This window comes from Streptomyces pactum, from assembly GCF_016031615.1.
GTDB classification, from domain to species: domain Bacteria; phylum Actinomycetota; class Actinomycetes; order Streptomycetales; family Streptomycetaceae; genus Streptomyces; species Streptomyces pactus.
Genome location: NZ_JACYXC010000001.1, coordinates 6,413,025 through 6,433,152 on the forward strand (window position 1 = coordinate 6,413,025; position 20,128 = coordinate 6,433,152).

18 protein-coding genes and 7 tRNA genes are annotated in these 20,128 nt (G+C 74.7%); 14 read left to right on the forward strand and 11 right to left on the reverse strand.

Going from position 1 to position 20,128, the window contains the following annotated elements; translation table 11 throughout:
• The first annotated feature begins 1,249 nt into the window (after positions 1 to 1,249).
• Together IHE55_RS25300 and IHE55_RS25305 are read left to right on the forward strand one after the other, a co-directional pair.
• Positions 1,250 to 1,918 carry a phosphotransferase family protein gene (locus IHE55_RS25300; RefSeq protein WP_372442726.1) on the forward strand — a complete coding sequence of 223 codons (669 nt, stop codon included), beginning with the start codon at positions 1,250 to 1,252 and terminating at the stop codon, positions 1,916 to 1,918.
• A gap of 68 nt (positions 1,919 to 1,986) precedes the next feature.
• Positions 1,987 to 2,268, forward strand: coding sequence for a TFIIB-type zinc ribbon-containing protein (locus tag IHE55_RS25305; protein WP_197991137.1), 282 nt, complete (start codon positions 1,987 to 1,989; stop codon positions 2,266 to 2,268).
• 59 nt (positions 2,269 to 2,327) lie between these two features.
• Here the strand turns inward: IHE55_RS25305 and IHE55_RS25310 are convergent.
• The 5 genes from IHE55_RS25310 to IHE55_RS25330 form a co-directional block, all read right to left on the reverse strand.
• Positions 2,328 to 2,399, reverse strand: a tRNA-Val gene (locus IHE55_RS25310).
• Between the two features lie 42 nt (positions 2,400 to 2,441).
• Positions 2,442 to 2,513, reverse strand: a tRNA-Val gene (locus IHE55_RS25315).
• Between the two features lie 43 nt (positions 2,514 to 2,556).
• Positions 2,557 to 2,628, reverse strand: a tRNA-Val gene (locus tag IHE55_RS25320).
• Between the two features lie 5 nt (positions 2,629 to 2,633).
• Positions 2,634 to 2,704, reverse strand: a tRNA-Cys gene (locus IHE55_RS25325).
• A gap of 30 nt (positions 2,705 to 2,734) precedes the next feature.
• Positions 2,735 to 2,807, reverse strand: a tRNA-Gly gene (locus IHE55_RS25330).
• A 293-nt stretch (positions 2,808 to 3,100) separates the two neighbouring features.
• Here IHE55_RS25330 and IHE55_RS25335 point away from each other — a divergent pair.
• From IHE55_RS25335 to IHE55_RS25345, 3 genes are all read left to right on the forward strand, one after another.
• Positions 3,101 to 4,159 carry a chorismate-binding protein gene (locus IHE55_RS25335; protein ID WP_197991138.1) on the forward strand — a complete coding sequence of 353 codons (1,059 nt, stop codon included), beginning with the start codon at positions 3,101 to 3,103 and terminating at the stop codon, positions 4,157 to 4,159.
• The gene (locus IHE55_RS25340) at positions 4,156 to 4,980 is read left to right on the forward strand and encodes an aminotransferase class IV (protein WP_197991139.1); all 825 of its coding nucleotides are present in this window, start codon (positions 4,156 to 4,158) and stop codon (positions 4,978 to 4,980) included. The genes IHE55_RS25335 and IHE55_RS25340 overlap by 4 nt, the downstream gene beginning before the upstream one ends.
• A 314-nt stretch (positions 4,981 to 5,294) precedes the next feature.
• Positions 5,295 to 6,131 (forward strand): GNAT family N-acetyltransferase, encoded by an 837-nt coding sequence (locus tag IHE55_RS25345; protein ID WP_197991140.1) that lies wholly within the window; start codon positions 5,295 to 5,297, stop codon positions 6,129 to 6,131.
• 285 nt (positions 6,132 to 6,416) lie between these two features.
• On the opposite strand, the gene IHE55_RS25350 is transcribed toward IHE55_RS25345, so the two are convergent.
• Positions 6,417 to 7,877, reverse strand: coding sequence for an MFS transporter (locus IHE55_RS25350; RefSeq protein WP_197991141.1), 1,461 nt, complete (start codon positions 7,875 to 7,877; stop codon positions 6,417 to 6,419).
• 179 nt (positions 7,878 to 8,056) lie between these two features.
• Between IHE55_RS25350 and IHE55_RS25355 the strand changes: the two genes are divergently transcribed.
• Positions 8,057 to 8,512: a MarR family winged helix-turn-helix transcriptional regulator gene (locus tag IHE55_RS25355; protein WP_197991142.1), complete on the forward strand. Its 456-nt coding sequence runs from the start codon at positions 8,057 to 8,059 to the stop codon at positions 8,510 to 8,512.
• A gap of 556 nt (positions 8,513 to 9,068) precedes the next feature.
• Here the strand turns inward: IHE55_RS25355 and IHE55_RS25360 are convergent.
• Complete coding sequence (locus IHE55_RS25360; protein WP_197991143.1) at positions 9,069 to 9,596, reverse strand: DsbA family protein; 528 nt, start codon at positions 9,594 to 9,596, stop codon at positions 9,069 to 9,071.
• 260 nt (positions 9,597 to 9,856) lie between these two features.
• Here IHE55_RS25360 and IHE55_RS25365 point away from each other — a divergent pair, with 260 nt between their 5' ends.
• Entirely contained in the window at positions 9,857 to 10,309 is a 453-nt protein-coding gene (locus tag IHE55_RS25365; RefSeq protein ID WP_197991144.1) for a hypothetical protein, read from the forward strand.
• Positions 10,310 to 10,425: 116 nt separating this feature from the next.
• A complete protein-coding gene (locus IHE55_RS25370) occupies positions 10,426 to 10,596 on the forward strand; it encodes a hypothetical protein (RefSeq protein WP_197991145.1) in 171 nt (56 codons plus the stop codon).
• A gap of 212 nt (positions 10,597 to 10,808) precedes the next feature.
• On the opposite strand, the gene IHE55_RS25375 is transcribed toward IHE55_RS25370, so the two are convergent.
• Both IHE55_RS25375 and IHE55_RS25380 read right to left on the reverse strand, forming a co-directional pair.
• Positions 10,809 to 11,366 carry a CGNR zinc finger domain-containing protein gene (locus IHE55_RS25375; RefSeq protein ID WP_197991146.1) on the reverse strand — a complete coding sequence of 186 codons (558 nt, stop codon included), beginning with the start codon at positions 11,364 to 11,366 and terminating at the stop codon, positions 10,809 to 10,811.
• A gap of 224 nt (positions 11,367 to 11,590) precedes the next feature.
• Positions 11,591 to 12,004, reverse strand: a complete 414-nt coding sequence (locus IHE55_RS25380) for an SsgA family sporulation/cell division regulator (protein ID WP_003959770.1) — start codon at positions 12,002 to 12,004, stop codon at positions 11,591 to 11,593.
• A gap of 190 nt (positions 12,005 to 12,194) precedes the next feature.
• Here IHE55_RS25380 and IHE55_RS25385 point away from each other — a divergent pair, with 190 nt between their 5' ends.
• The 4 genes from IHE55_RS25385 to IHE55_RS25400 all read left to right on the forward strand — a co-directional run bounded on the left by IHE55_RS25385 (position 12,195) and on the right by IHE55_RS25400 (position 13,588).
• Positions 12,195 to 12,650, forward strand: coding sequence for a TIGR02611 family protein (locus tag IHE55_RS25385; RefSeq protein ID WP_197991147.1), 456 nt, complete (start codon positions 12,195 to 12,197; stop codon positions 12,648 to 12,650).
• A 64-nt stretch (positions 12,651 to 12,714) separates the two neighbouring features.
• A tRNA-Val gene (locus tag IHE55_RS25390) sits at positions 12,715 to 12,786 on the forward strand.
• Between the two features lie 198 nt (positions 12,787 to 12,984).
• The gene (locus IHE55_RS25395; protein WP_197991148.1) at positions 12,985 to 13,452 is read left to right on the forward strand and encodes an SRPBCC family protein; all 468 of its coding nucleotides are present in this window, start codon (positions 12,985 to 12,987) and stop codon (positions 13,450 to 13,452) included.
• A 64-nt stretch (positions 13,453 to 13,516) separates the two neighbouring features.
• A tRNA-Val gene (locus IHE55_RS25400) sits at positions 13,517 to 13,588 on the forward strand.
• A gap of 114 nt (positions 13,589 to 13,702) precedes the next feature.
• On the opposite strand, the gene IHE55_RS25405 is transcribed toward IHE55_RS25400, so the two are convergent.
• The gene (locus IHE55_RS25405; protein WP_197991149.1) at positions 13,703 to 14,428 is read right to left on the reverse strand and encodes a 3'-5' exonuclease; all 726 of its coding nucleotides are present in this window, start codon (positions 14,426 to 14,428) and stop codon (positions 13,703 to 13,705) included.
• A 503-nt stretch (positions 14,429 to 14,931) separates the two neighbouring features.
• Here IHE55_RS25405 and thrS point away from each other — a divergent pair.
• Together thrS and IHE55_RS25415 are read left to right on the forward strand one after the other, a co-directional pair.
• Positions 14,932 to 16,911 carry a threonine--tRNA ligase gene (thrS, locus tag IHE55_RS25410; RefSeq protein ID WP_197991150.1) on the forward strand — a complete coding sequence of 660 codons (1,980 nt, stop codon included), beginning with the start codon at positions 14,932 to 14,934 and terminating at the stop codon, positions 16,909 to 16,911.
• Positions 16,912 to 17,028: 117 nt separating this feature from the next.
• Positions 17,029 to 17,589, forward strand: coding sequence for an HIT family protein (locus IHE55_RS25415; RefSeq protein WP_197991151.1), 561 nt, complete (start codon positions 17,029 to 17,031; stop codon positions 17,587 to 17,589).
• A 265-nt stretch (positions 17,590 to 17,854) separates the two neighbouring features.
• On the opposite strand, the gene IHE55_RS25420 is transcribed toward IHE55_RS25415, so the two are convergent.
• Positions 17,855 to 19,504 (reverse strand): AbeC-like domain-containing protein, encoded by a 1,650-nt coding sequence (locus IHE55_RS25420; RefSeq protein ID WP_504740326.1) that lies wholly within the window; start codon positions 19,502 to 19,504, stop codon positions 17,855 to 17,857.
• Positions 19,505 to 20,128: the final 624 nt, after the last annotated feature.

Sequence of the window (20,128 nt, forward strand, 5' to 3'; positions counted from 1 at the left end):
GCCACCCCGTCACCGAAGGCCGCCCCGGACACCGTGGTGGAAGCCATGCCGGAAGCCGCCGTGGCCGTCGTCCCCGGCAGCGGTCCGGAGCCCGTATCCGGTACCGGCCCGGGAGCGCCCGGCGGCCCCCCTGCCCGGTGCGACTCCGCCGCCCCCTACGGGACGCCGCACCTGCCCCGGACGTCGCTCCCGCCCCGGAGGCCGCACCCGCGCCGTACGTCGTGCCTGGCCCAGAGGCCACACCCGCGCGCGGCGCCGCACCCGCCCCGGATGCCTCATCCGCGTCGGACATTGCACCCTCGCCCGACGTCGCGCCCGCCCCGGAGGCCAAGCCCGGCCCGGAGACCGCTCCCGCGCCCGGCCCGGAGGCCGAGCCCGGCCCGGAGACCGCTCCCGCGCCCGGCCCAGAGGCCGCACCCGCGCCGGACAACATGCCCGGCCCGGAGACCGCTCCCGCGCCCGGCCCGGAGACCACACGCGCCCCGGACGTTGCACCTGCTCCGGAGGCCGGGTCACCGCCGGACGACGTGCCCCGGCCGAGGACGTCCGCGGCGCCGACCCCGGCCCTCAGCTCGCACGGCTGGCCGGCATCGCCCGGCGGGCGGCGCGGGCCCACGGTCACGGACCCGCTTCCCACCGGCCCCCCGCGCCTGCCGACCGCGGCGCCCGGCCGGCCCCAGGGCACCGCACTCGCCGCCCTGTTCCACCCCGCTGCCGACGCACCGGCCGCCCCCCTGCGCGGTCTCCGCCGCCGACGCACCCGCCGACGCCCGCACACCCTCCTCCGCCGACGCACCCGCCGACGGGGGTGGCGGAAGAGGTGACCGTGCTGGCCGACCGGCCCGACGGGACCGTGATCCGCTGCGGGCCGGTCGTGGCCAAGGCCCACGCGCCCGGCACGGTACGGACCCCCCTCCCCGGTGTCCCCGGCCCCGCCGCCGCGCCACCGCCGGACTCCCCGCCCCGAGGCCCCCTGATCCAGGACGGCCGCCCCTGACCGGTGAACCCCGCCGCCGGGGGCCCCAGCGGCGAGCCGGACGCCCTGGTCGCGAGAATCCGGGCCGCCGCGCACCCCGGGGCCGCCGGGATCCTGCTCCCGCCGCTCACCGTGGAGGTCGGGACGCTGTCCGCCGCCCCGCCGGCCACACCCGCGCCCGTGCCCCCCGCAGGACCGCTCGCCGGACCCGTACGGGTACCGCCCCCCGCCGGGTCGTCACCCGACGTGCCGGTGCCGTCGGGCGACCGGGCGGTGACCCTGTGGCCGTACGGCCGCCCGGTCTCCCCGGACCGCCCCGAGGACGCCCCCTGGGAAGCGGCCGGCCACCTCCTCGCCCGGCTGCACCGGTTGCGTCCGGCCGGTCTGCCCGGTCCGCTGCCGGTGATGCGCGGCCCCGCGAAGGCCGCCCGGGCGGTCGCCCGGCTGCTCGCCGCCGCGCCCGGCACCCCGGCCGCGGCGGTGATCCTGCGCGCCTGGGCCGGGCTGCCCGCCTGGGCCCGGGACGAGGCCCCGATGCCCCGTACGGACATCGTCTGCCACGGCGACATGCACCTGGGTCAACTGGTGCGGTACCCGGCGCCGGACGGGCCGTGGCTCCTGATCGACGTGGACGACCTGGGCGTCGGCGAACCCGCCTGGGACCTGGCCCGTCCCGCCGCCTGGTACGCCACCGGACTGGTCGGGGAGGCGGAGTGGAGCCGCTTCCTCGCCGCCTACCGGGCCGCCGGCGGCCCCGCGGTACGGCCCGGGGGCGACCCGTGGCCGGAACTGGACGCGCCCGCCCGCGCCCTCACCGTGCAGAGCGCCGCGACCGGGGTCGCCAAGGCCGCGGCGGCCGGCCGGGAACTCGACGGCGCGGAGGAGGCGATGGTCGATGCCTGTGCCCGCATCGCCCGGCTCGGCGTGCCCGTCGTAGGGTGAACTCCACGCGCCCGCGAGGAAGTTCCCTCCTGGGGCGTATGTCCGATGTCTGAGGAGTTGAGCGGACCATGCAGTGTCCCAAGTGCCACGCGCCGATGCACACGTACAACCGCAGCGGTGTCCAGATCGAGCAGTGCAGCGGCTGCCGGGGGATCTTCCTGGACTACGGCGAGCTGGAGGCGCTGACCCGTCTTGAGTCCCAGTGGACGCAGGCCGCGCCGCCGCCGGCCGCCCCGCAGGCGTACCCCGCCGCGCCCGCTCCCGCCTGGGGAGCCCCGCACCAGGGACACCACGGCCATCACGGCCACGGGCACCGGCGCGGCTTCGGCCACCTGCTCTTCTCCTCCTGAGCGGCCGGACGTACGACGAAGGGCCGGAGCGTGAAGCTCCGGCCCTCTGCCGTGCGGTGTGGACGATACTGGGATTGAACCAGTGACCTCTTCCGTGTCAGGGAAGCGCTCTCCCGCTGAGCTAATCGTCCGGGAGCCCCTCGGTCACCCGTGAGGTGGCCGGTGGCGCTGCGTGCGCGATACTGGGATTGAACCAGTGACCTCTTCCGTGTCAGGGAAGCGCTCTCCCGCTGAGCTAATCGCGCGGGCGGTCCGCAAGGGACCGTCGGTGGGTCCTCGCGGACCCAGTGGACGATACTGGGATTGAACCAGTGACCTCTTCCGTGTCAGGGAAGCGCTCTCCCGCTGAGCTAATCGTCCAAGAGAGGTGGAGACGGGATTTGAACCCGTGTAGACGGCTTTGCAGGCCGTTGCCTCGCCTCTCGGCCACTCCACCAATCGCAGGGGACGGGAATCCCCTACTTCGAGCGGACGACGAGATTCGAACTCGCGACCCTCACCTTGGCAAGGTGATGCTCTACCAACTGAGCCACGTCCGCATTCGTCTCCCCAGGGCGATCACACGACAATCGTGCGAAAGTCCGGGAGGGACCGTGTCCCCGGGGCGCTTCCGCTCCCCGGCGACGTGTTGAACTCTAGCGGATTCCTGAGCCAGCTCAAATTCCGTTTGCCCAGCGTGCTGTGGTGCTCGCCCCCCGATCACCTTTCCTTCACCCGTCGGGGGCACCCTCCCGGAACCCGCCATAGACTCGCAGCCGTGTACGAGCCGCCCCTTGAGCCACTCCCGTCACCCGCTCCGGTGAGCCGCCCCGCACGCCGCGCACCGGCCCCGATGGCGCGCTTCCCCGGGCTGCTCGCCACCGATCTGCGGGACGTGACCCGGGACCCGGCGGCCCTGGAGTCCAGCGGCTTCTGGGCGGTGGTCGCCGACTTCGAGGGCGGCCTGGTCTGCGCCCGGTTCGGCGACGTACGCGGCGCGCCGGTGCCGGACCCGGTGCCCGGCGCCTGGCGCGGCCCGGCCCCGGACGCCTGGAGCTCCTCCCTGGACCGGGCCGGCTACGTCGCCGGGGTCCGGCGCATCCGGGAGTACATCGCCGCCGGCGAGGTCTACCAGGCCAACCTCTGCCGGGTACTGTCCGCGCCGCTGCCGGACCCGGCGCACGCCGACGTGGACGCGCTCACCGCGCTGCTGGCCCGCGGCAACCCGGCCCCGTACGCGGGGACGGTACGGCTGCCCGCGCACGGGGTGGAGGTGGCCACCGCCTCGCCCGAGCTGTTCCTGCGGCGCACCGGCCGCACGGTGGAGTCCGGCCCGATCAAGGGCACCGCACGGACCCCCGAGGAGCTGCTGGAGAAGGACCGCACCGAGAACGTGATGATCGTGGATCTGGTCCGCAACGACCTCGGCCGGGTCTGCGCCCCCGGCTCGGTGACCGTGCCGGCGCTCTGCGCGGTCGAGCCGCACCCCGGCCTGGTCCACCTGGTGTCCACCGTCCGGGGCGAACTGGCCGACGGCGCCGGGTGGCCGGAGCTGTTCGCCGCCACCTTCCCGCCCGGATCGGTCACCGGCGCGCCGAAGTCCAGCGCGCTGCGGATCATCGAGGAACTGGAGACCGCCCCCCGCGGCCCGTACTGCGGCGGGATCGGCTGGGTGGACGCCGACCGCGGCAGCGGCGAGCTGGCGGTGGGCATCCGGACCTTCTGGATCGATCGCGCGCCCGACGCCGCCGGCGGCCCGTCCGGGGCGGTGCTGCGGTTCGGCTCCGGCGCCGGGATCACCTGGGGTTCGGACCCGGAGCGGGAGTGGGAGGAAACCGAGCTCAAGGCCGCCCGGCTGCTCGCGATAGCGTCGGGCGCGGAACATCCGCTCGTGGGAGGGACGGCACGGTGACGATCTGGCTCGACGGGGCGCTGCGCGACGAGGACGAGGCGCGGGTGTCCGTGTTCGACCACGGGCTGACGGTCGGCGACGGCGTCTTCGAGACCCTGAAGACCGAGGACGGGCGGGCCTTCGCCCTCACCCGGCACCTGAGGAGGCTGGCCGCCTCCGCCCGCGGCCTGGGCCTGCCCGAGCCGGACGAGGCCGAGGTGCGCCGTGCCTGCGCCGCCGTGCTGGAGGCCAACCCGATGCCCCGCGGGCGGCTGCGGATCACCTACACCGGCGGCCTCGCCCCGCTGAGTTCCGACCGCGGCACCACCGGCCCGACCCTGGTGGTGGCGCTCGGCGGGACCGCACCGCGCCCGGACACCACCTCGGTGATCACGGTGCCCTGGACCCGGAACGAGCACGGCGCGCTGGCCGGGCTGAAGACCACCTCGTACGCCGAGAACGTGGTGGCCCTGGCCCGGGCGCACCGGCACGACGCCTCCGAGGCGCTGTTCGCCAACACCGCCGGGCGGCTGTGCGAGGGCACCGGCTCCAACGTCTTCGTCGTCCTCGACGGCGAACTGCACACCCCGCCGGTCTCCGCCGGCTGCCTGGCCGGCATCACCCGGGCGCTGGTGGTGGAGTGGGCGGGGGCCCGCGAGACCGACCTGCCGTTCGACGTGCTGGAGCGGGCCGAGGAGGTCTTCCTCACCTCCTCGCTGCGCGACGTGCAGGCCGTCACCCGGATCGACGGCCGCACCCTCGCCGACGAGCCCGGCCCGGTTACCGGCAAGGTGATGCGGATCTTCGCCGAGCGGTCCGAGGCCGAGCCCGACCCGGTCTGACCGCGCCGCCCCGCGCGCCGTCCCGGCCCGGCCGGCCCGGTACCGGAGCGGGCCGCCGCGCAGCGGCCGTTCCCCGCACCGGCCCCGGTGGCCCGTGCGGGGCCCGTTCCCACCCCGGTGCTCCGGGGCGTGCCGGTGCGGTCCCCGGCGGGCGGTCGGGCACCGGCGGTCGGTCGGGTACGGCGGCTTCAGGCGGCTCCCGCCCCGCCGTCCCGGCGGCGGGTCCGGCCGTCATCGGGCTCCCTGGCCGGATCTGTGCCGTCCCGGACCGAAATCCGGGTGACGGACGCACGCCGGGCCGGTACAACACACGGATGACCACTACCCTGCGGCCCGCCGAGGCCGAGCGGACCACCGCGGACGGCGTGCGTTCCCGCCGGTACGACATATGCGTCAACAGCAGGCCGGTCGGCAGCGTCGAACTGGGCACGCACCCCCGCTTCGGGCCCGAGGCCGGCCGGATTACCGGGCTCACCATCGACCCGCCGGACCGGCGCCGCGGCCGGGCCACGGTGGCGGCGCTCGCCGCCGAGGAGGTGCTGCGCGGCTGGGGCTGCCGACGGGTCGAGATCGCGGTGCCCGCGGAGGCCGAGGGTGCGCTCGCCCTCGCCACCACCCTGGGCTACCGGGAGCGCGGCCGGAACATGCTCAAGCGGCTGGACGGCGCCCCGGCCCTGCCGGACGGCAGCACGACGCGTCCGATCGGCGAGGCGGAGTACCCGGGCTGGCTCGCCCGGGAGCGGGCGGAATTCCTCGCCAGCCTGGTCCGCGGCGGGATACCCGAGGAGGTGGCCGCCGCCCGGGCCGACGGCGACTACCGCTCCCTGCTGCCCGACGGCCCGGCAACCTCCGGCGCGGTCCTGCGGACCCTGACGCACCGGGGCACCGACGTGGGGACCATCTGGATCGCCACCGAGTCCGTCCCCGCGGGTGGCGGGGACGCCTACGTGTTCTCCGTGGAGGTCGCCGAGGAGTACCGCGGCCGAGGCCACGGCCGCACCCTGATGCTGGTCGCGGAGCGGGAGAGTCTGGCGGCCGGGGCGCACACGCTGGGACTGCACGTCTTCGCGGACAACCCCCCGGCGCTGCGGCTGTACGAGTCCCTCGGCTACGAGGTGACCCAGCGGAACCTGTCCAAGCCGCTGGCCTGACCGGGGCTCGCGGGCCGTCGCCGGCCGGCCGGGCCCCGCCCTTCCGTCCGGAAGGGGCCGGGCCCCCTTCCGGACACGGCGGCGGGGCCCCGGTGGCGGCGCGTGGCCCGCGACGGGGCCGCCGCCCGGCGCGGCGTGCCCGCGGGGCCCGGCGAGGCAGCCCGCGGTCGGTACCGCGACCGGGCGGCTCGGCCCGGTCCCCGGGACCCGCACCAACGGCCCCGGACCGCGGCCGGCGCCGGGACCCCAGTCCGGCCCGCGGCCGCGGTGCCCGCGGGGCGGGGCTCAGCGCCCGGCGGCGGCCGTCTCCGCGGCGGGGGCCGGCCCGCTGTGGCCGGCACCGTCCGCGGCCCGCGCCGCGGAGGGGATGACGGCGGCGACCGCGGCGGCCAGCAGCGCGACACCGCAGCCGATCGTCAGCCCGGTCCGGAAGCCGTCCTCGGAGGCGATGGTGTGGCCGCCGCCCAGGGTGATGGTCATCTGGGCCAGCACCACGCCGATGACGGCCGAGCCGATGGTGGTGCCCAGCGAGCGCATGAGGGTGTTGAAACCGTTGGCGGCGGCGGTCTCGGAGAGCGGCACCGAGCTCATGATCAGTGCTGGCATGGCGCCGTAGGCGAGTCCGACGCCCGCGTTGACGACGATGCCGGCGACCATCAGGCCCCAGGCCGTCCCCATCAGGGGCAGGGAGAGGCCGTACCCGGCGGCGATCACCAGCGCGCCGAGGACCAGGGCGGGCTTCGGGCCGCGGGCGTTGATGAGCTTGCCGCCCAGCGGTGACACGATCATCATCATCACGCCGCCGGGCGCCATCCACAGACCGGCGGCCAGCATCGACTGCCCCAGGCCGTAACCGGTGGCCTCGGGGAACTGCAGCAGCTGCGGGGCGATCAGCATGAAGGCGTACATGCCGACACCCACCAGGACCGAGGCGGCATTGGTGAGCAGCACCCGGGGGCGGGCGGTGGTGCGCAGGTCCACCAGCGGCTCGTGGGTGCGCAGCTCGTAGTACCCCCAGACGCCGAGGGTCACGACGGCCACGGCGAACAGGCCGAGCGTGGTGGCCGAGGTCCAGCCCCAGTCGGCGCCCTTGGAGACGGCCAGCAGCAGGGACACCAGGCCGATGGCCAGCCCGATCGCGCCGGGCGCGTCGAAGCGCTGGCCCCGGGCCCCGGCGGGGACGTCGGGGACGAAGAACCGGATCAGGACCGCGATCACCAGCGCCAGGACCGCGGAGCCCCAGAACAGCGCCCGCCAGCTGGCGTACTCGGCCACGGCCGCGGAGACCGGCAGGCCGAGGGCGCCGCCGATGCCCATGGAGGCGCTGACCAGGGCGACCGAACCGCTGAGCTTCTCGGCGGGCACCACGTCCCGCAGCAGCGCGATGCCCAGCGGCACCATCCCCATCCCCATGCCCTGCAGACCGCGGCCGACGATCATCGGTACGACGGAGGAGGAGAGGGCGCACACCACCGAGCCGATCACCAGCGGCACGGTGCACACCAGGAGCATCCGGCGCTTGCCGACCAGGTCGCCGAGGCGGCCGGAGACGGGCACGCAGACCCCGGCCACGAGCAGCGTCACGGTGACCACCCAGGCCGCGTCGGCGGGCGAGGTGTCGAGGATCCGCGGCAGCTCCGCGATGAGCGGGGTGATCAGGGTCTGCATGACGGCGGCCACCGTGCCGGCGAGCGCCAGGGTGGTGACCACGCCGCCGGTGCGGGCGGCGGGCTGGGGGGCGTTCATGACGCGAGTCCTCGGGGATCGGGATGGGCATCGGTGCGACGAGGGTGTGCATCGTACATGTCTTGTGCATCATGCACATCGAAGGGATGATGCACACACCGTGTGGGAGGATGGGGGCGCGGAGCCGGAGGCCCCCGGCACGGGCCGCCGGCCCAGGCGGAAGCGGGAGGCGCCGGCACATGGACAGGGCCACGAGCGAGGTCGAGTACGAGCAGATGCTGCTCAGCCGTCACGGGCTGCTCAACCGCCGGATGGGCCGCCGGGTGGACGGGCTGATGGAGCGCAGCGCCTACATCCTGCTCAGCCGCATCCGGGTGCAGGGGCCCATGTCGATCGGCGAGCTGAGCGAGGCGTTCGACCTCGACGCCTCCACCCTCCAGCGGCAGACCTCCGCGGCGATGCGGGCCGGCCTGCTGGAGCGCATCCCGGACCCGGCGGGCGGCATGGCCCGCAAGTTCAGCATCACGGAGGAGGGGGCCCGGCTGCTGGACGAGGAGCGCGAGGGCATGATCCGTTCCCTCCGCCGGATCATGGCGGACTGGGCGGAGGAGGACATCTACGCCTTCGCCCGCTACCTGCGGCGGTTCAACACCGACCTGGAACGGCTGTCCGGCCGCCCCTGGCCGCGGCCGTGAGCCGGCCACCGGCCGGGCGGCGGCACCACCGCCGCGGCCCGGGGCCGGTGCCGGGCGTCACGCCCCCGTCCGGCGCGGCACCGGCCGGCGCCGGGCCGAACGGGCCGGGCGTGACGGCCTGCCGGTGGCCCCGGCCGCGATGACCACCGGAGCCGGCGTGCCGCCGGCCGGCCCCCGGGTCCCGCCCCGGGCTCACCCGGGCCTGCCGGGACGTCGCAGGGGACGTCGGGGACGGGCCCGGCGGTACGGCTGGGCGGGTACGGCGGGCTCCCGGGCCGGGGGCGGGGCGCGGCGGCCCGGGGCCGGCCGAGGGGCACCCGGAGCGTACACGGGTCGCCCTGAGGGCGTACGCCTCCCCGGGGTGGGCGTTCCCCGGAAGACAGCGCCGCCGGGGCGCGGGAGCGCGGCCCGGACCGCGTCCGCAGGACGTACGGCGCGGCCGTGCAGCGGGCCGCGGACCGCGACCCGTGCCGGCCGCGGGCAGCGGGACGGCCGCGCCGGCGGGGGAGTGCCCGGGCCGCGCGGTGGACGTCCCGCAGCCCGGGCCGCGGAGGGCTCAGGCCGCGGAGCGCTCGCGCAGGAGGCGGTCGGCGATCTCCTCGATCCGCTCCCGCAGCCCCTCCTGGCTCTTGCCGCCGTCCAGCCGCTCGCCGCCGATGACATAGGTGGGGGTGCCGGTCACCCCGATCGCCTTGCCCTCGGCCTGGTCGGCGTCCACGGCCAGGATGTGCCGGCCGTCGATCAGCGCGGTGTCCATCTCCTCGGCGTCCAGCCCCAGCTGCCGGGCGACCTCCACCAGCAGCCGCTCGCCGCCGTCGGCCAGCTCCGCGACCCGTTCCAGCACCGCCTCGGTGAACCGCCAGCCCTGCCCCTGGGCGGCGGCCTCCTCCACCGCCTGGGCCGCGGCGTGGGCGTGCCGGTGCCGCTCCAGCGGGAAGTGCCGCAGCCGGATCTCCAGCGCGTCGCCGAAGCGGGCGCGCAGCGCGTGCAGATCGCTCAGCGCGGTGTGGCAGTCGGGGCACTGCAGCTCGCACCACACGTCCAGGACGACGGGCGGCTGCTGCGGGTCAACGGTGTCGCTCATGGGGCCAGTCTCCCAGCCCGCCCGCCCCCCGCGGACACTCGGACCGGGGCGGCGGCCATAACGTCTCCGGGCCGGGGTACCCCGGCCCTTACGGGCACCCTTACGGGCACCCCCACGGGTGCTCCCGCCGGACCGGGGCCGGCACCTGGGGAGGAGACCGCCCCGGAGATCTCCCTGATCCCGGGCCCGGACCATGGCCCGGAGGACCGGCGGCGGTGCAGGATGGAAGGGCAGCGCCCCCACCGGCAGGAGGACCCTCGATGCTGACCGACACCGTGTGCGTCGCGCTCTCCGCGGGCGGTCTCGCCATCGCCCTGCTGACCGCGTACCGCAAGCGCTACCTCGCCGCGACGCGGATCGCCGCGTACGCGCTGATACCGGTGGGCCTGGCGATGACGGGCATCCTGGACTGGCTCACCGACCTGGTCTTCGACCCGGGCGTCTGGCTCGGCTTCGCGGTGCTGGGCCTGTCCTGGCTGCTGTTCACCGTCAGCCGCGCGGTGGAGCGGCGGCGCGCCGGAGCGCCGGACGGTGCCGGTGAGCTGCCGCCCGCCGGCCGTGCCGGACGCCGGCCCGGTCTCGCCCGGCGGGGGCCGGCAGCCAACGCCCCCGGCACGAGCAGGTCCGGGCGGCGCGGATCCGCTGGCCGGTCCGGGTCCGGCGACGACGACTTCTCCGACATCGAGGCGATCCTGAAGAAACACGGGATCTGAACGCCCGGGCCGAGAGGGACCCGGCGCGGACGCGCACGGGATACCGCGAACTACCGCCCGAAAGGGGGGCCGTCGCTCGCGGGGGCCGGCGCGGCGGGGTGAGGATTTCACCCGAGATGGCCCACACACCCGGGGAACTGCCCCCTGCCGACCGATCCGCCGCGGGCGCGGGCGAGGAGCCGCGCGGCTGCCTCTTCGCCCTCTCCCAGCCGCCGCTGATGCTGTTCCTCACGGTGATCGGCACGTTGCTGCTGCTCTCCGCCGTGCACGACCTGTACCGCTGGTGACGGCGGCGGACGACCCCCCGCCGCCGCGCCGCTCCGGCGGACCGCCGCGGGCCCGGCCCGGTGCCGCCGGCCCGCGCCCCCCGCCGGCGGGCCGCCCGGCGGTCACCGGCCCGTCCGGCGCCGTCGCCCGGCGCACCGGGGCGGTGTCACTCCGCGGCCTCCCGGCGGTCACCGGCCCGTCCGGCGCCGTCGCCCGGCGCACCGGGGCGGTGTCACTCCGCGGCCTCCCGGCGGCGGGCCCGGTAGGCGGCCACGTGCAGCCGGTTGCCGCAGGTGCGGCTGTCGCAGTACCGCCGGGAGCGGTTGCGTGACAGGTCCACGAAGGCGCGCCGGCAGTCCGGGGCCTCGCACCGGCGCAGCCGCTCCCGCTCGCCCGCCACCACCAGGAAGGCCAGGGCCATGCCCCCGTCCGCGGCGAGGTGGTCGGCGACCGAGGCGCCCGGCGCGAAGTAGTGGATGTGCCAGTCGTAGCCGTCGTGGTCGGTCAGCCGGGGGGTGGTGCCGGCCGCGGCGACCATGGTGTTCAGCAGTTCGGCGGCGCTGCGGGTGTCCCGGGCGGCGAAGACCCGGGTGAACTGCTCGCGGACCGAGCGCACCGCGGCCAGGTCGGGCCCGGTGAGCGTTCCGACGTCGCTGATGGCGTTGCGCTCGACGAATCCGCGGAGCGCGGCGAGATCGGCGAGACCGTCGCGGTCCTCGCCCTGTGCCCCGGTGTTCACCAGATCGACGACGGTGTCGAGCGCGCACCGGGTGTCGTGGTTGATCAGCACGGGTTGGTCCCCCTGGCCGGGCCGGTTCGGCGAAGGCCGCTCGGCGCGTGCCCTCTTCGATCTGGCCGACTCTAGCGGCTCCGGGTACGACGGTGCCGCCGCCGCGGGACACCGCGACGACGGCACCGTCGTCCGTGCTGTGCCTTCCTGTGCTGGTCCTGTCCGGGTGATCCTGCTCCGCCGTCTCCCCGAGTCGGACGGCGTCCTACCGCTGCTCGCGACCCTCAGCTCTCGGCCAGGATGTGGGAGAGCTCCGTGTCGAGGTCGAAGTGGCGGTGCTCGGTGCCGGGTGGCACCGCGGCGTCGGTTCGCTTCAGGAACGACTCCAGGGCCCGCGCCGGGGCTTCGAGGAGTGCCTCGCCTTCCGGAGAGCTCAGGGCGATGCAGACGACGCCCTGGCCGTGGCTGCGGGACGGCCAGACACGGACGTCGCCGGTGCCGGTGGGCCGGTGCAGGCCCTCCGCGAGGAGGTCGCGGGCGAACACCCACTCGACCGTCTCCTCGGCTCCGGTGTGGAAGGTGGCGTGCACGGCATAGGGATCGGCCGTGTCATACCGCAGGCCCGCGGGTACAGGCAGTGAGGACTCGCTCGATACAACGAGGCGCAGGTGCAGCTCGCAGCTGACCGTGGTGTTCATAAGCGCCAGGGCCTTTCGCTCAGTGTGCGCTCGGGGATTCGCACGTCGGCGAAATCGACATCCCACCTACGGTGCCGTTGTAAACCCCTCTGTCTGTTTTGTGCGTCTTCTGGTACCCCGGGCGGCCCAGTTTCCGGCTCGCCGGTACCGCCGTTCCGGTGAGTCGCCCGGATCGGGTAGTTTGGTTGGTATGAATGCGGAGAGTGACGGTCGGCAGGGGGCCGCTCAGGCGGCGGGCGCCACTGCCGTGACGGGGGACGACGCGTCGACGGAGCCGGTCTTCGGCTCCAGGGCGCCGCAGTTCATCCAGCGGTCCCGGGCCTTGCACCGGGGGTGGCAGGTCGGCGTCTTCATCGTGGGCCTCGCGGTCGTGGTGGTCGGCATCATCATGCTGCCGCTGCCCGGACCGGGCTGGGTGGTGATCTTCGCCGGTATGGCGATCTGGGCCACCGAGTTCGTCTGGGCCCAGGTGGTCCTGCGCTGGACCAAGCGCAAGGTCACCGAGGCGGCACAGCGGGCACTCGACCCGCGGGTCCGCAAGCGGAACCTGATCCTGACCGGGATCGCCCTGGTGATCTGCGCCGCGGCGGGCGGGTACTACCTGTGGAAGTTCGGTCTGGTGATGCCCTGGAAGATCGACGAGTGAGCCGGCCCCCCGCCGGGGTGGTCTCAGGCACGGCCTGACATGCGGTAATGTTGGGCCTGCGCCCGGGCGATTAGCTCAGTGGGAGAGCGCTTCGTTCACACCGAAGAGGTCACTGGTTCGAACCCAGTATCGCCCACCCGGACCGAGGGCCCGGAGGATTCCGATCCTCCGGGCCCTCGGCGTTTCTCCCGCCCGTCGTGCCCCCTGTCCGGCGCCGCGGGACGCCCCCGTGCCCGCCGTGCCCGGTCGGCCGGCCGCCGGGGACCCGCGCACCTGGCGCGGGCGCCGGGCCCTGCCCGCGTTTCCCGGCCCGGCCCGCGGCAACACGGCCCGTATGGACTGGTACCGCCACCGCTTCCGCAGCCGCTGGGACATCGGTGCGCCCCCGGACGCCGTCTACGCCGTCCTGGTGGCCGCCGAGGACTACCCCCGCTGGTGGCCGCAGGTGCGCGAGGCGGTCCGTACCGGCGACACCGGCGGTGCCGCGCGGATCCGCTCGCTGATCCCCTACGACCTGTGGATCACGGCCCGCGAGGAGCGGCAGGACCCGGCGGCCCGGGTGATCCAGGCCGCGCTCGGCGGCGATGTCGAGGGCTGGGCGCGGTGGATCGTGACGCCGCGCACCACCGGCACCCGGGTCTTCTTCGAACAGTCGGTGGTGGTGCGCAAGCCGTTGCTGCGACGTCTGGCCGTCCCGGGCCGGCCCTTCTTCCGCGCCAACCACGCCCTGATGATGTGCCGGGGGCGGCGCGGGCTGCGGGCACGGCTGGCCGGCGCGGGCGGGACCTCGGGCGCGGTTTGAACGAAAGCCGTCCCGACCTGTATTGTTCAACTCGTTCCGCCGGGGAGAAACCGGCAGGACGCCGGGGCGATTGGCTCAGTGGTAGAGCGCTTCGTTCACACCGAAGAGGTCACTGGTTCGAACCCAGTATCGCCCACCCCGATGAGGCCGGGCCGTCAGCAGACGGCCCGGCCTCGCTGTCGTGACCGGGACGTCCGTCCCCGGCCCCCTCACGGTTCCCGCCGCACCGCCTCCGCCCGGGCGGACGGGATCAGGCGACGGCCCGCTGTCGCGGGCGCAGGGGCCACGCCGGGTCGCAGACCTCCGCCGAGCCCTGCTGGGCGAACCACGCCTGCAGCCCCCGCGCCTGCCCGGCGTGCCAGACCGCCTGCCGGGCGTGCAGTTCGGCGGCGGTCAGCCCCTGTAACCGGTTCGCGAAGCGGCGGCCGATGGCCCGGGTGACCTGTAACGCCGCCACCGCGTCCGAGGCCGCGTCGTGCGCCCCGGTCAGCTCCACCTCGTAGTGCGCGCACAGGTCGGTCAGCGTCCGCCGGCCCTTGCGGTACCGGTCCAGGTGCTTGTCGAGCACCCGCGGGTCCAGGACGCACAGCGGGCTCGCGGCCAGGTACGCCTCCAGTCCCGAGTTCCGGTGCCGCTTCAACTCCCGGTCCAGCAGCGTCAGATCGAACGGCGCGTTCATCACCACCAGCGGAGTGCCGCGCGCCCACTGCTCGGACAGCGCCCGGGCCACCTCCTCCATCACCGGCGACGGCCAGCGCCCGTGGCGCTGCAGGTGCTCCTCGGTCAGTCCGTGGATGTCGGTCGCCGCCCGCGGCACCGGCACCCCGGGGCTCACCAGCCAGCGGACCACCTCCGGCACCCCGCCGGGCATCCGCTGTACGACCAGGGCGGCGGACACGATCCGGTCCCGCTCCACGTCGACCCCGGTCGTCTCCGTGTCGAAGGCGGCGAGTGGTCCCTCGAACCAGCACGGCATGTCCCAACTCCTCGTGCTCGTCTGCCGATCGGCGCGCGGCGAACCCCGCCCGAGCGTGTGATACCCGAGCGCCGGAGGACTCGAACCGTCCCGATCAGGCATCGTTTGCGTGGCCTTGGGCGGGCGGACCCACCGGCGCGCGCACCGCCCCGGTGCCGGCGGGACGACCCCGCGCCGCCGCCGTTCCCCGTACCCGCCCGCGCCTCGGGCCAGGCCCGGTCCGCCGCTCCCGGTCCGCCGCATCCGGCCCGCGCCGGGGTCGCGGCCCGACCCGACGCGCCCGCGCGCCTCCGGCCGGCGGTGTCCGCGCGCGGCGCGCCCACCCGGCCGTACGCCGTACAGGGCCACGCGCCGCGACCCGCGGCGACCGGGCCGGCCGCGCCCGCGGGCACGCCGGCCGCCCGCGCCGCCGCACACGTTTCGCCCGCAGCCCCCGCGGCTCGGTACGATTCACGCTGCGCAGCATTTTCCGCTGCGACGCAGCCATGAGTCAGGAGAGACCGGTGTCAGACGTCCGTGTGATCATCCAACGCGATTCCGAGCGGGAAGAGCGCCAGGTGACCACGGGCACCACGGCGGCTGACCTCTTCCAGGGCGAGCGGCACATCATCGCCGCCCGTGTGGGCGGACAGCTCCGGGACCTCACCCACCCGCTCGCCGACGGCGACGAGGTGGAGCCGGTCGAGATCTCCAGCCCCGACGGGCTGGACATCCTGCGGCACTCCACCGCGCACGTGATGGCGCAGGCCGTGCAGGAGATCTTCCCCGAGGCGAAGCTGGGCATCGGCCCGCCCATCCGGGACGGCTTCTACTACGACTTCGACGTGGAGAACCCGTTCCACCCGGACGACCTCAAGCGCATCGAGAAGAAGATGCAGGAGATCGTCAAGCGCGGGCAGACCTTCGCCCGCCGCGCGGTGACCGACGAGGCCGCCCGCGAGGAGCTCGCCGACGAGCCGTACAAGCTGGAGCTGATCGGCCTCAAGGGCTCCGCCGCCGACGCCGCCGAGGGTGCCTCCGCCGAGGTGGGCGCCGGTGAACTCACCATCTACGACAACCTCGACGCCAAGACCGGCGAGCTGTGCTGGAAGGACCTGTGCCGCGGTCCGCACCTGCCCAGCACCCGGCTGATCCCGGCCTTCAAGCTGATGCGCAGCGCGGGCGCGTACTGGCGCGGCAGCGAGAAGAACCCGATGCTCCAGCGCATCTACGGGACCGCCTGGCCGTCCCGGGACGAGCTCAAGGCGCACCTGGAGTTCCTCGCCGAGGCCGAGAAGCGGGACCACCGCAAGCTCGGCGCCGAGCTGGACCTGTTCTCCATCCCGGAGGAGCTGGGCTCCGGCCTGGCCGTCTTCCACCCCAAGGGCGGCGTGGTCCGCCGGGTGATGGAGGACTACTCGCGCAAGCAGCACGAGCTGGCGGACTACGAGTTCGTCAACACCCCGCACATCACCAAGGCCAACCTCTTCGAGACCTCCGGCCACCTCCCGCACTACGCGGACTCGATGTTCCCGCCCATGGAGTTCGAGGGGCAGGACTACTACCTCAAGGCCATGAACTGCCCGATGCACAACCTGATCTTCAGGGCGCGCGGGCGGTCCTACCGTGAGCTTCCGCTGCGGCTCTTCGAGTTCGGCACCGTCTACCGGTACGAGAAGTCGGGCGTGGTGCACGGCCTGACCCGGGCCCGCGGCTTCACCCAGGACGACTCGCACATCTACTGCACCAAGGAGCAGATGCCGGAGGAGCTGGACAGCCTGCTCACCTTCGTGCTGAACCTGCTCCGCGACTACGGGCTGAGCGACTTCTACCTGGAGCTGTCCACCCGCGACGACTCACCGAAGTTCGTCGGCGAGCCGGAGGAGTGGGAGGAGGCCACCGAGGTGCTGCGCCAGGCCGCCGAGAAGCAGGGTCTGGAGCTGGTCATGGACCCGGGCGGCGCCGCCTACTACGGTCCGAAGATCTCCGTCCAGGCGCGCGACGCCATCGGCCGCACCTGGCAGATGTCGACGATCCAGGTGGACTTCCAGCAGCCGAAGCGGTTCAACCTGGAGTACACCGCGGCGGACGGCTCCCGGCAGCAGCCGGTCATGATCCACCGGGCGCTCTTCGGCAGCATCGAGCGGTTCTTCGCGGTGCTGCTGGAGCACTACGCGGGTGCCTTCCCGGCCTGGCTCGCCCCGGTCCAGGCGGTCGGCATCCCGATCGGCGACGCGCACGTGCCCTACCTGCGCGAGTTCGCGGCCCAGGCGAAGGCCGAGGGGCTGCGGATGGAGGTGGACGCCTCCTCGGACCGGATGCAGAAGAAGATCCGCAACGCCCAGAAGTCCAAGGTGCCGTTCATGGTCATCGCGGGCGACGAGGACGTGGCGAACGGGGCGGTGTCCTTCCGCTACCGCGACGGCTCCCAGAAGAACGGCATCCCGCGCGACGAGGCGCTGCGGGAGTTGAAGGACGTGGTGGAGCGTCGCGTCCAGGTGTGACGCGTGTCCCCGCGGGGGCGGGGACGTCCGGCACCGGCGCGGGACCGCGCATCCCCGCACACGCGGTACGGGCCCCGGGGCACCGCCCCGGGGCCCGTTCACGCCTCGGTACGCCATATGCTGGCCCGCATGACGAGTGAGCCGGAGCAGCAGATCGGAGTGGGGACGCCGGACGCGTTCCAGCGCCTGTGGACGCCCCACCGGATGGCGTACATCCAAGGGGAGAACAAGCCCACCGGCCCGGGGGCCGGCGACGGCTGCCCGTTCTGCGTCATCCCGGAGAAGTCCGACGAGGACGGCCTGATCATCGCTCGCGGCACCCACGTCTACGCGGTGCTCAACCTGTACCCGTACAACGGCGGGCACACCATGGTCGTCCCGTTCCGGCACGTCGCCGACTACACGGAGCTGGACGGCCCGGAGACCGCCGAGCTGGCGGAGTTCACCAAGGCCACCATGGTGGCGCTGCGTACCGCCTCCGGCGCGCACGGCTTCAACATCGGGATGAACCAGGGCGCCGTGGCCGGCGCGGGCATCGCCGCCCACCTCCACCAGCACGTGGTGCCCCGGTGGGGTGGCGACACCAACTTCCTGCCGGTCGTCGGCCACACCAAGGTGCTGCCGCAGCTGCTCGCCGACACCCGGCGGATGCTCGCCGAGGCCTGGCCGCTGGGCTGAGCAGGGCCGGTCGGCCCGCGGCCGGTACCGGCGCTCCCCGGCCTCCCACCGGGGGGCGGCGGGCCCGGCCGAGCGGCCTCCCCGGCCCCCCGCCGGGGCAGCCCGCTCCGGGCGCCGGCGCACGCGGCACGCCGTCCGCCGGCGCACCCCGGCACACGGACCGGCACAAGGCCGGCGCGCTTCACGCGGATGCGCGGGCGATCCGCCGGGCACGCGGAAAGGGGCCGGGTCTCCCCGGCCCCCGCCACGCACCCGCGGTGATCCGCTACGCGCTGTACTCGTCGGCCTTCTTCGGCGCGGCGTCCTGCACCTGGCCGCTGAGCGCCAGTGCCCGGTTGCCGAACCGCTCGGTGTCCACGCCGTTGTCCTTCAGCACCTGGATCGCGGCCTGGTGGACCACCCGGAGCACCGGAGTGGCGGCGCGCAGCGCGTCGTCCGCCATGAATCGGTGGCGCCACGGCTTGTCGGCCCAGGCGTGCCGCAGCCCGAACGGCTCCGGCAGCGTCAGCTTGCCCCCCAGGTGGTCCAGGATCGGCGGGTACCAGGTGAACGGGGCCCGGGCGGCGAGCCGGACCACCTCCTTGGCGTCCACCAGCGGCAGCGGCACCGATTTGGTCTCCCAGAACCGGACCGTCTTGCTGACGGTCTTGGACGGGGCGGACGGCTTGGTGGTGAACAGCGGGTGCACCGGGCCGAGCGCGTGTCCGGTCACCTCGATCCGCAGCGTGTTGTGCAGATAGGTCACGGTGGTGAGCATGGTGATCACCAGCTGGCCGTCCCAGAGCACGAACTGCACGCCCAGGTAGTGCCGGTCACCGGCGCCGAACTGCTGCTGGTCGCAGATCCGCTGCAGTTCCACGCCCTTTATCTGGAAGCCCTCCTCCTCGGTGGTGCCGCCGCGCGCCACCGACTTGGCGTTCTCACCCACCGGGGAGACCACCCAGTGGCGCACCGAGGGGGTGGGGAAGCCGCCGGTGTGCAGGGCACCGCGCTCCAGCAGCCGCAGCTGGTCGTGGATCGCCTTTATGACGTCCCAGCTGCGGAACGGGTTGATGCCCTTGCCGGGGTCGGCCGGGACCAGGTCCTCGGCGAGGTGCCAGCTGCCCCAGCGGGTGCCCATGCCGAGTATCCCCTTGCCGCCGGCGTAGAAGACCACGTTGCTGTACTGCTCGGCGGTGAGCTTCTCCAGCCCCGCACGGAGCTTCTCCGCGGCGCTCCCGGGGGCGCTGGGCACCGCCTCGGGGACCTTGGCGCCGACCCCGCCGCCGGAGAGCAGACCGCTCCACCGCTCCCGCAGGTCCTTCGCGGTCCGCTCGCAGATCCGCTTGGCCAGCCACCAGCCGACCACCGGGGCGACCAGCATCAGCCGCAGGTACACCCCCCAGAAGCCGGTGAACGGCAGCTTGATCATGAAGAGCAGGCCCAGCCCGCCGAGCACCACCATCGCCGCGGTGCCCGCCGCACCGATCCGCTTGTCCTGGGCGCCGGCCATGGTCCGGCGGAGCTGGAAGGCGCCGAGCCAGAGCAGCACCCCGGGCAGGAAGAGCAACCCGAAGACCCCCATCAGGACGGTCAGCTTGGTGTCCCGCTGCTTGCGGATGCGGTTGGCGGCCAGGCAGTGCTCCACGACCGTCCGCGGCTCCATGCCGAACGACTGCACCAGCTGCGCCCGTGCGCCGCCGAGCGTACGGACCTGCACGGCCCGGGCGAACGCCTCCCCGAGGTTGGGCTCGAAGAGCGAGAAGCGGGGTGCCTTGACCTCCGACACCGTCCACTCGGAGTTGGCCTCCAGCAGTTTGGCCACCGGGCCGTCCCGGTATGCGGCGGAGGCCAGGGCTCCGGTCGCCGCCGTCTGTCCCGCCGCTCCGGAGAGCGGCACCTGCGCCCCGGGACTGAAGTCGAATCCGTCCGTCACCAACGCCCCCAATACCGCGCGCTCTTGAGCTGCGGCTCCAGGGTATCCGCGGAGTGCACCGGCTGTCGCCGGGGCGTTGCGACCGGCCACCGCCGGGGTACCGGTGGTTTCCGTGCCCGGCCGGCCGCGTCGGCGCGGGTTCCGGCGGCGGCCGCCACCGCCGGACACGGCCGCGCCGGGCGGGGTTTTCGGCCACTTCGGTGCCGGACCGGATGCCGCATCCGGGGTCCCCGGGCAGGTCTCCGGCGGGGCCGCCGGGGCGCCCGGTGATGTCCGGCCGTGCCGGATCCGGCCCGACGGCGCCGGGGCCGGGTCTTCGGCCGCGCCCGCACGGGACCGCCACCGGCGCTTCTCGGGCCGGGAAAGGATCGCTGCCGACGGCACGGACGGTGCGCACACCCGGGCGTGGCTTTTCGTCGGAGGCCCAGGGCCGTGTCCGGCACGGTTCGCCCTGCGGCGACGCGCCGCCAGGGCCGGTCCGGGCGGCGCGCCGGGCTCCCCGCGGTGCGGGCGGCCGAGCGGGTGTGTCGGCGTGCGGTCCGTCCCCCCTCCCATGACCGGACCCGGTGCCGCGCACGGTCCCGTCGCCCCCGGACGACGAGCCGGCTTCCGCGTCACGGCGCG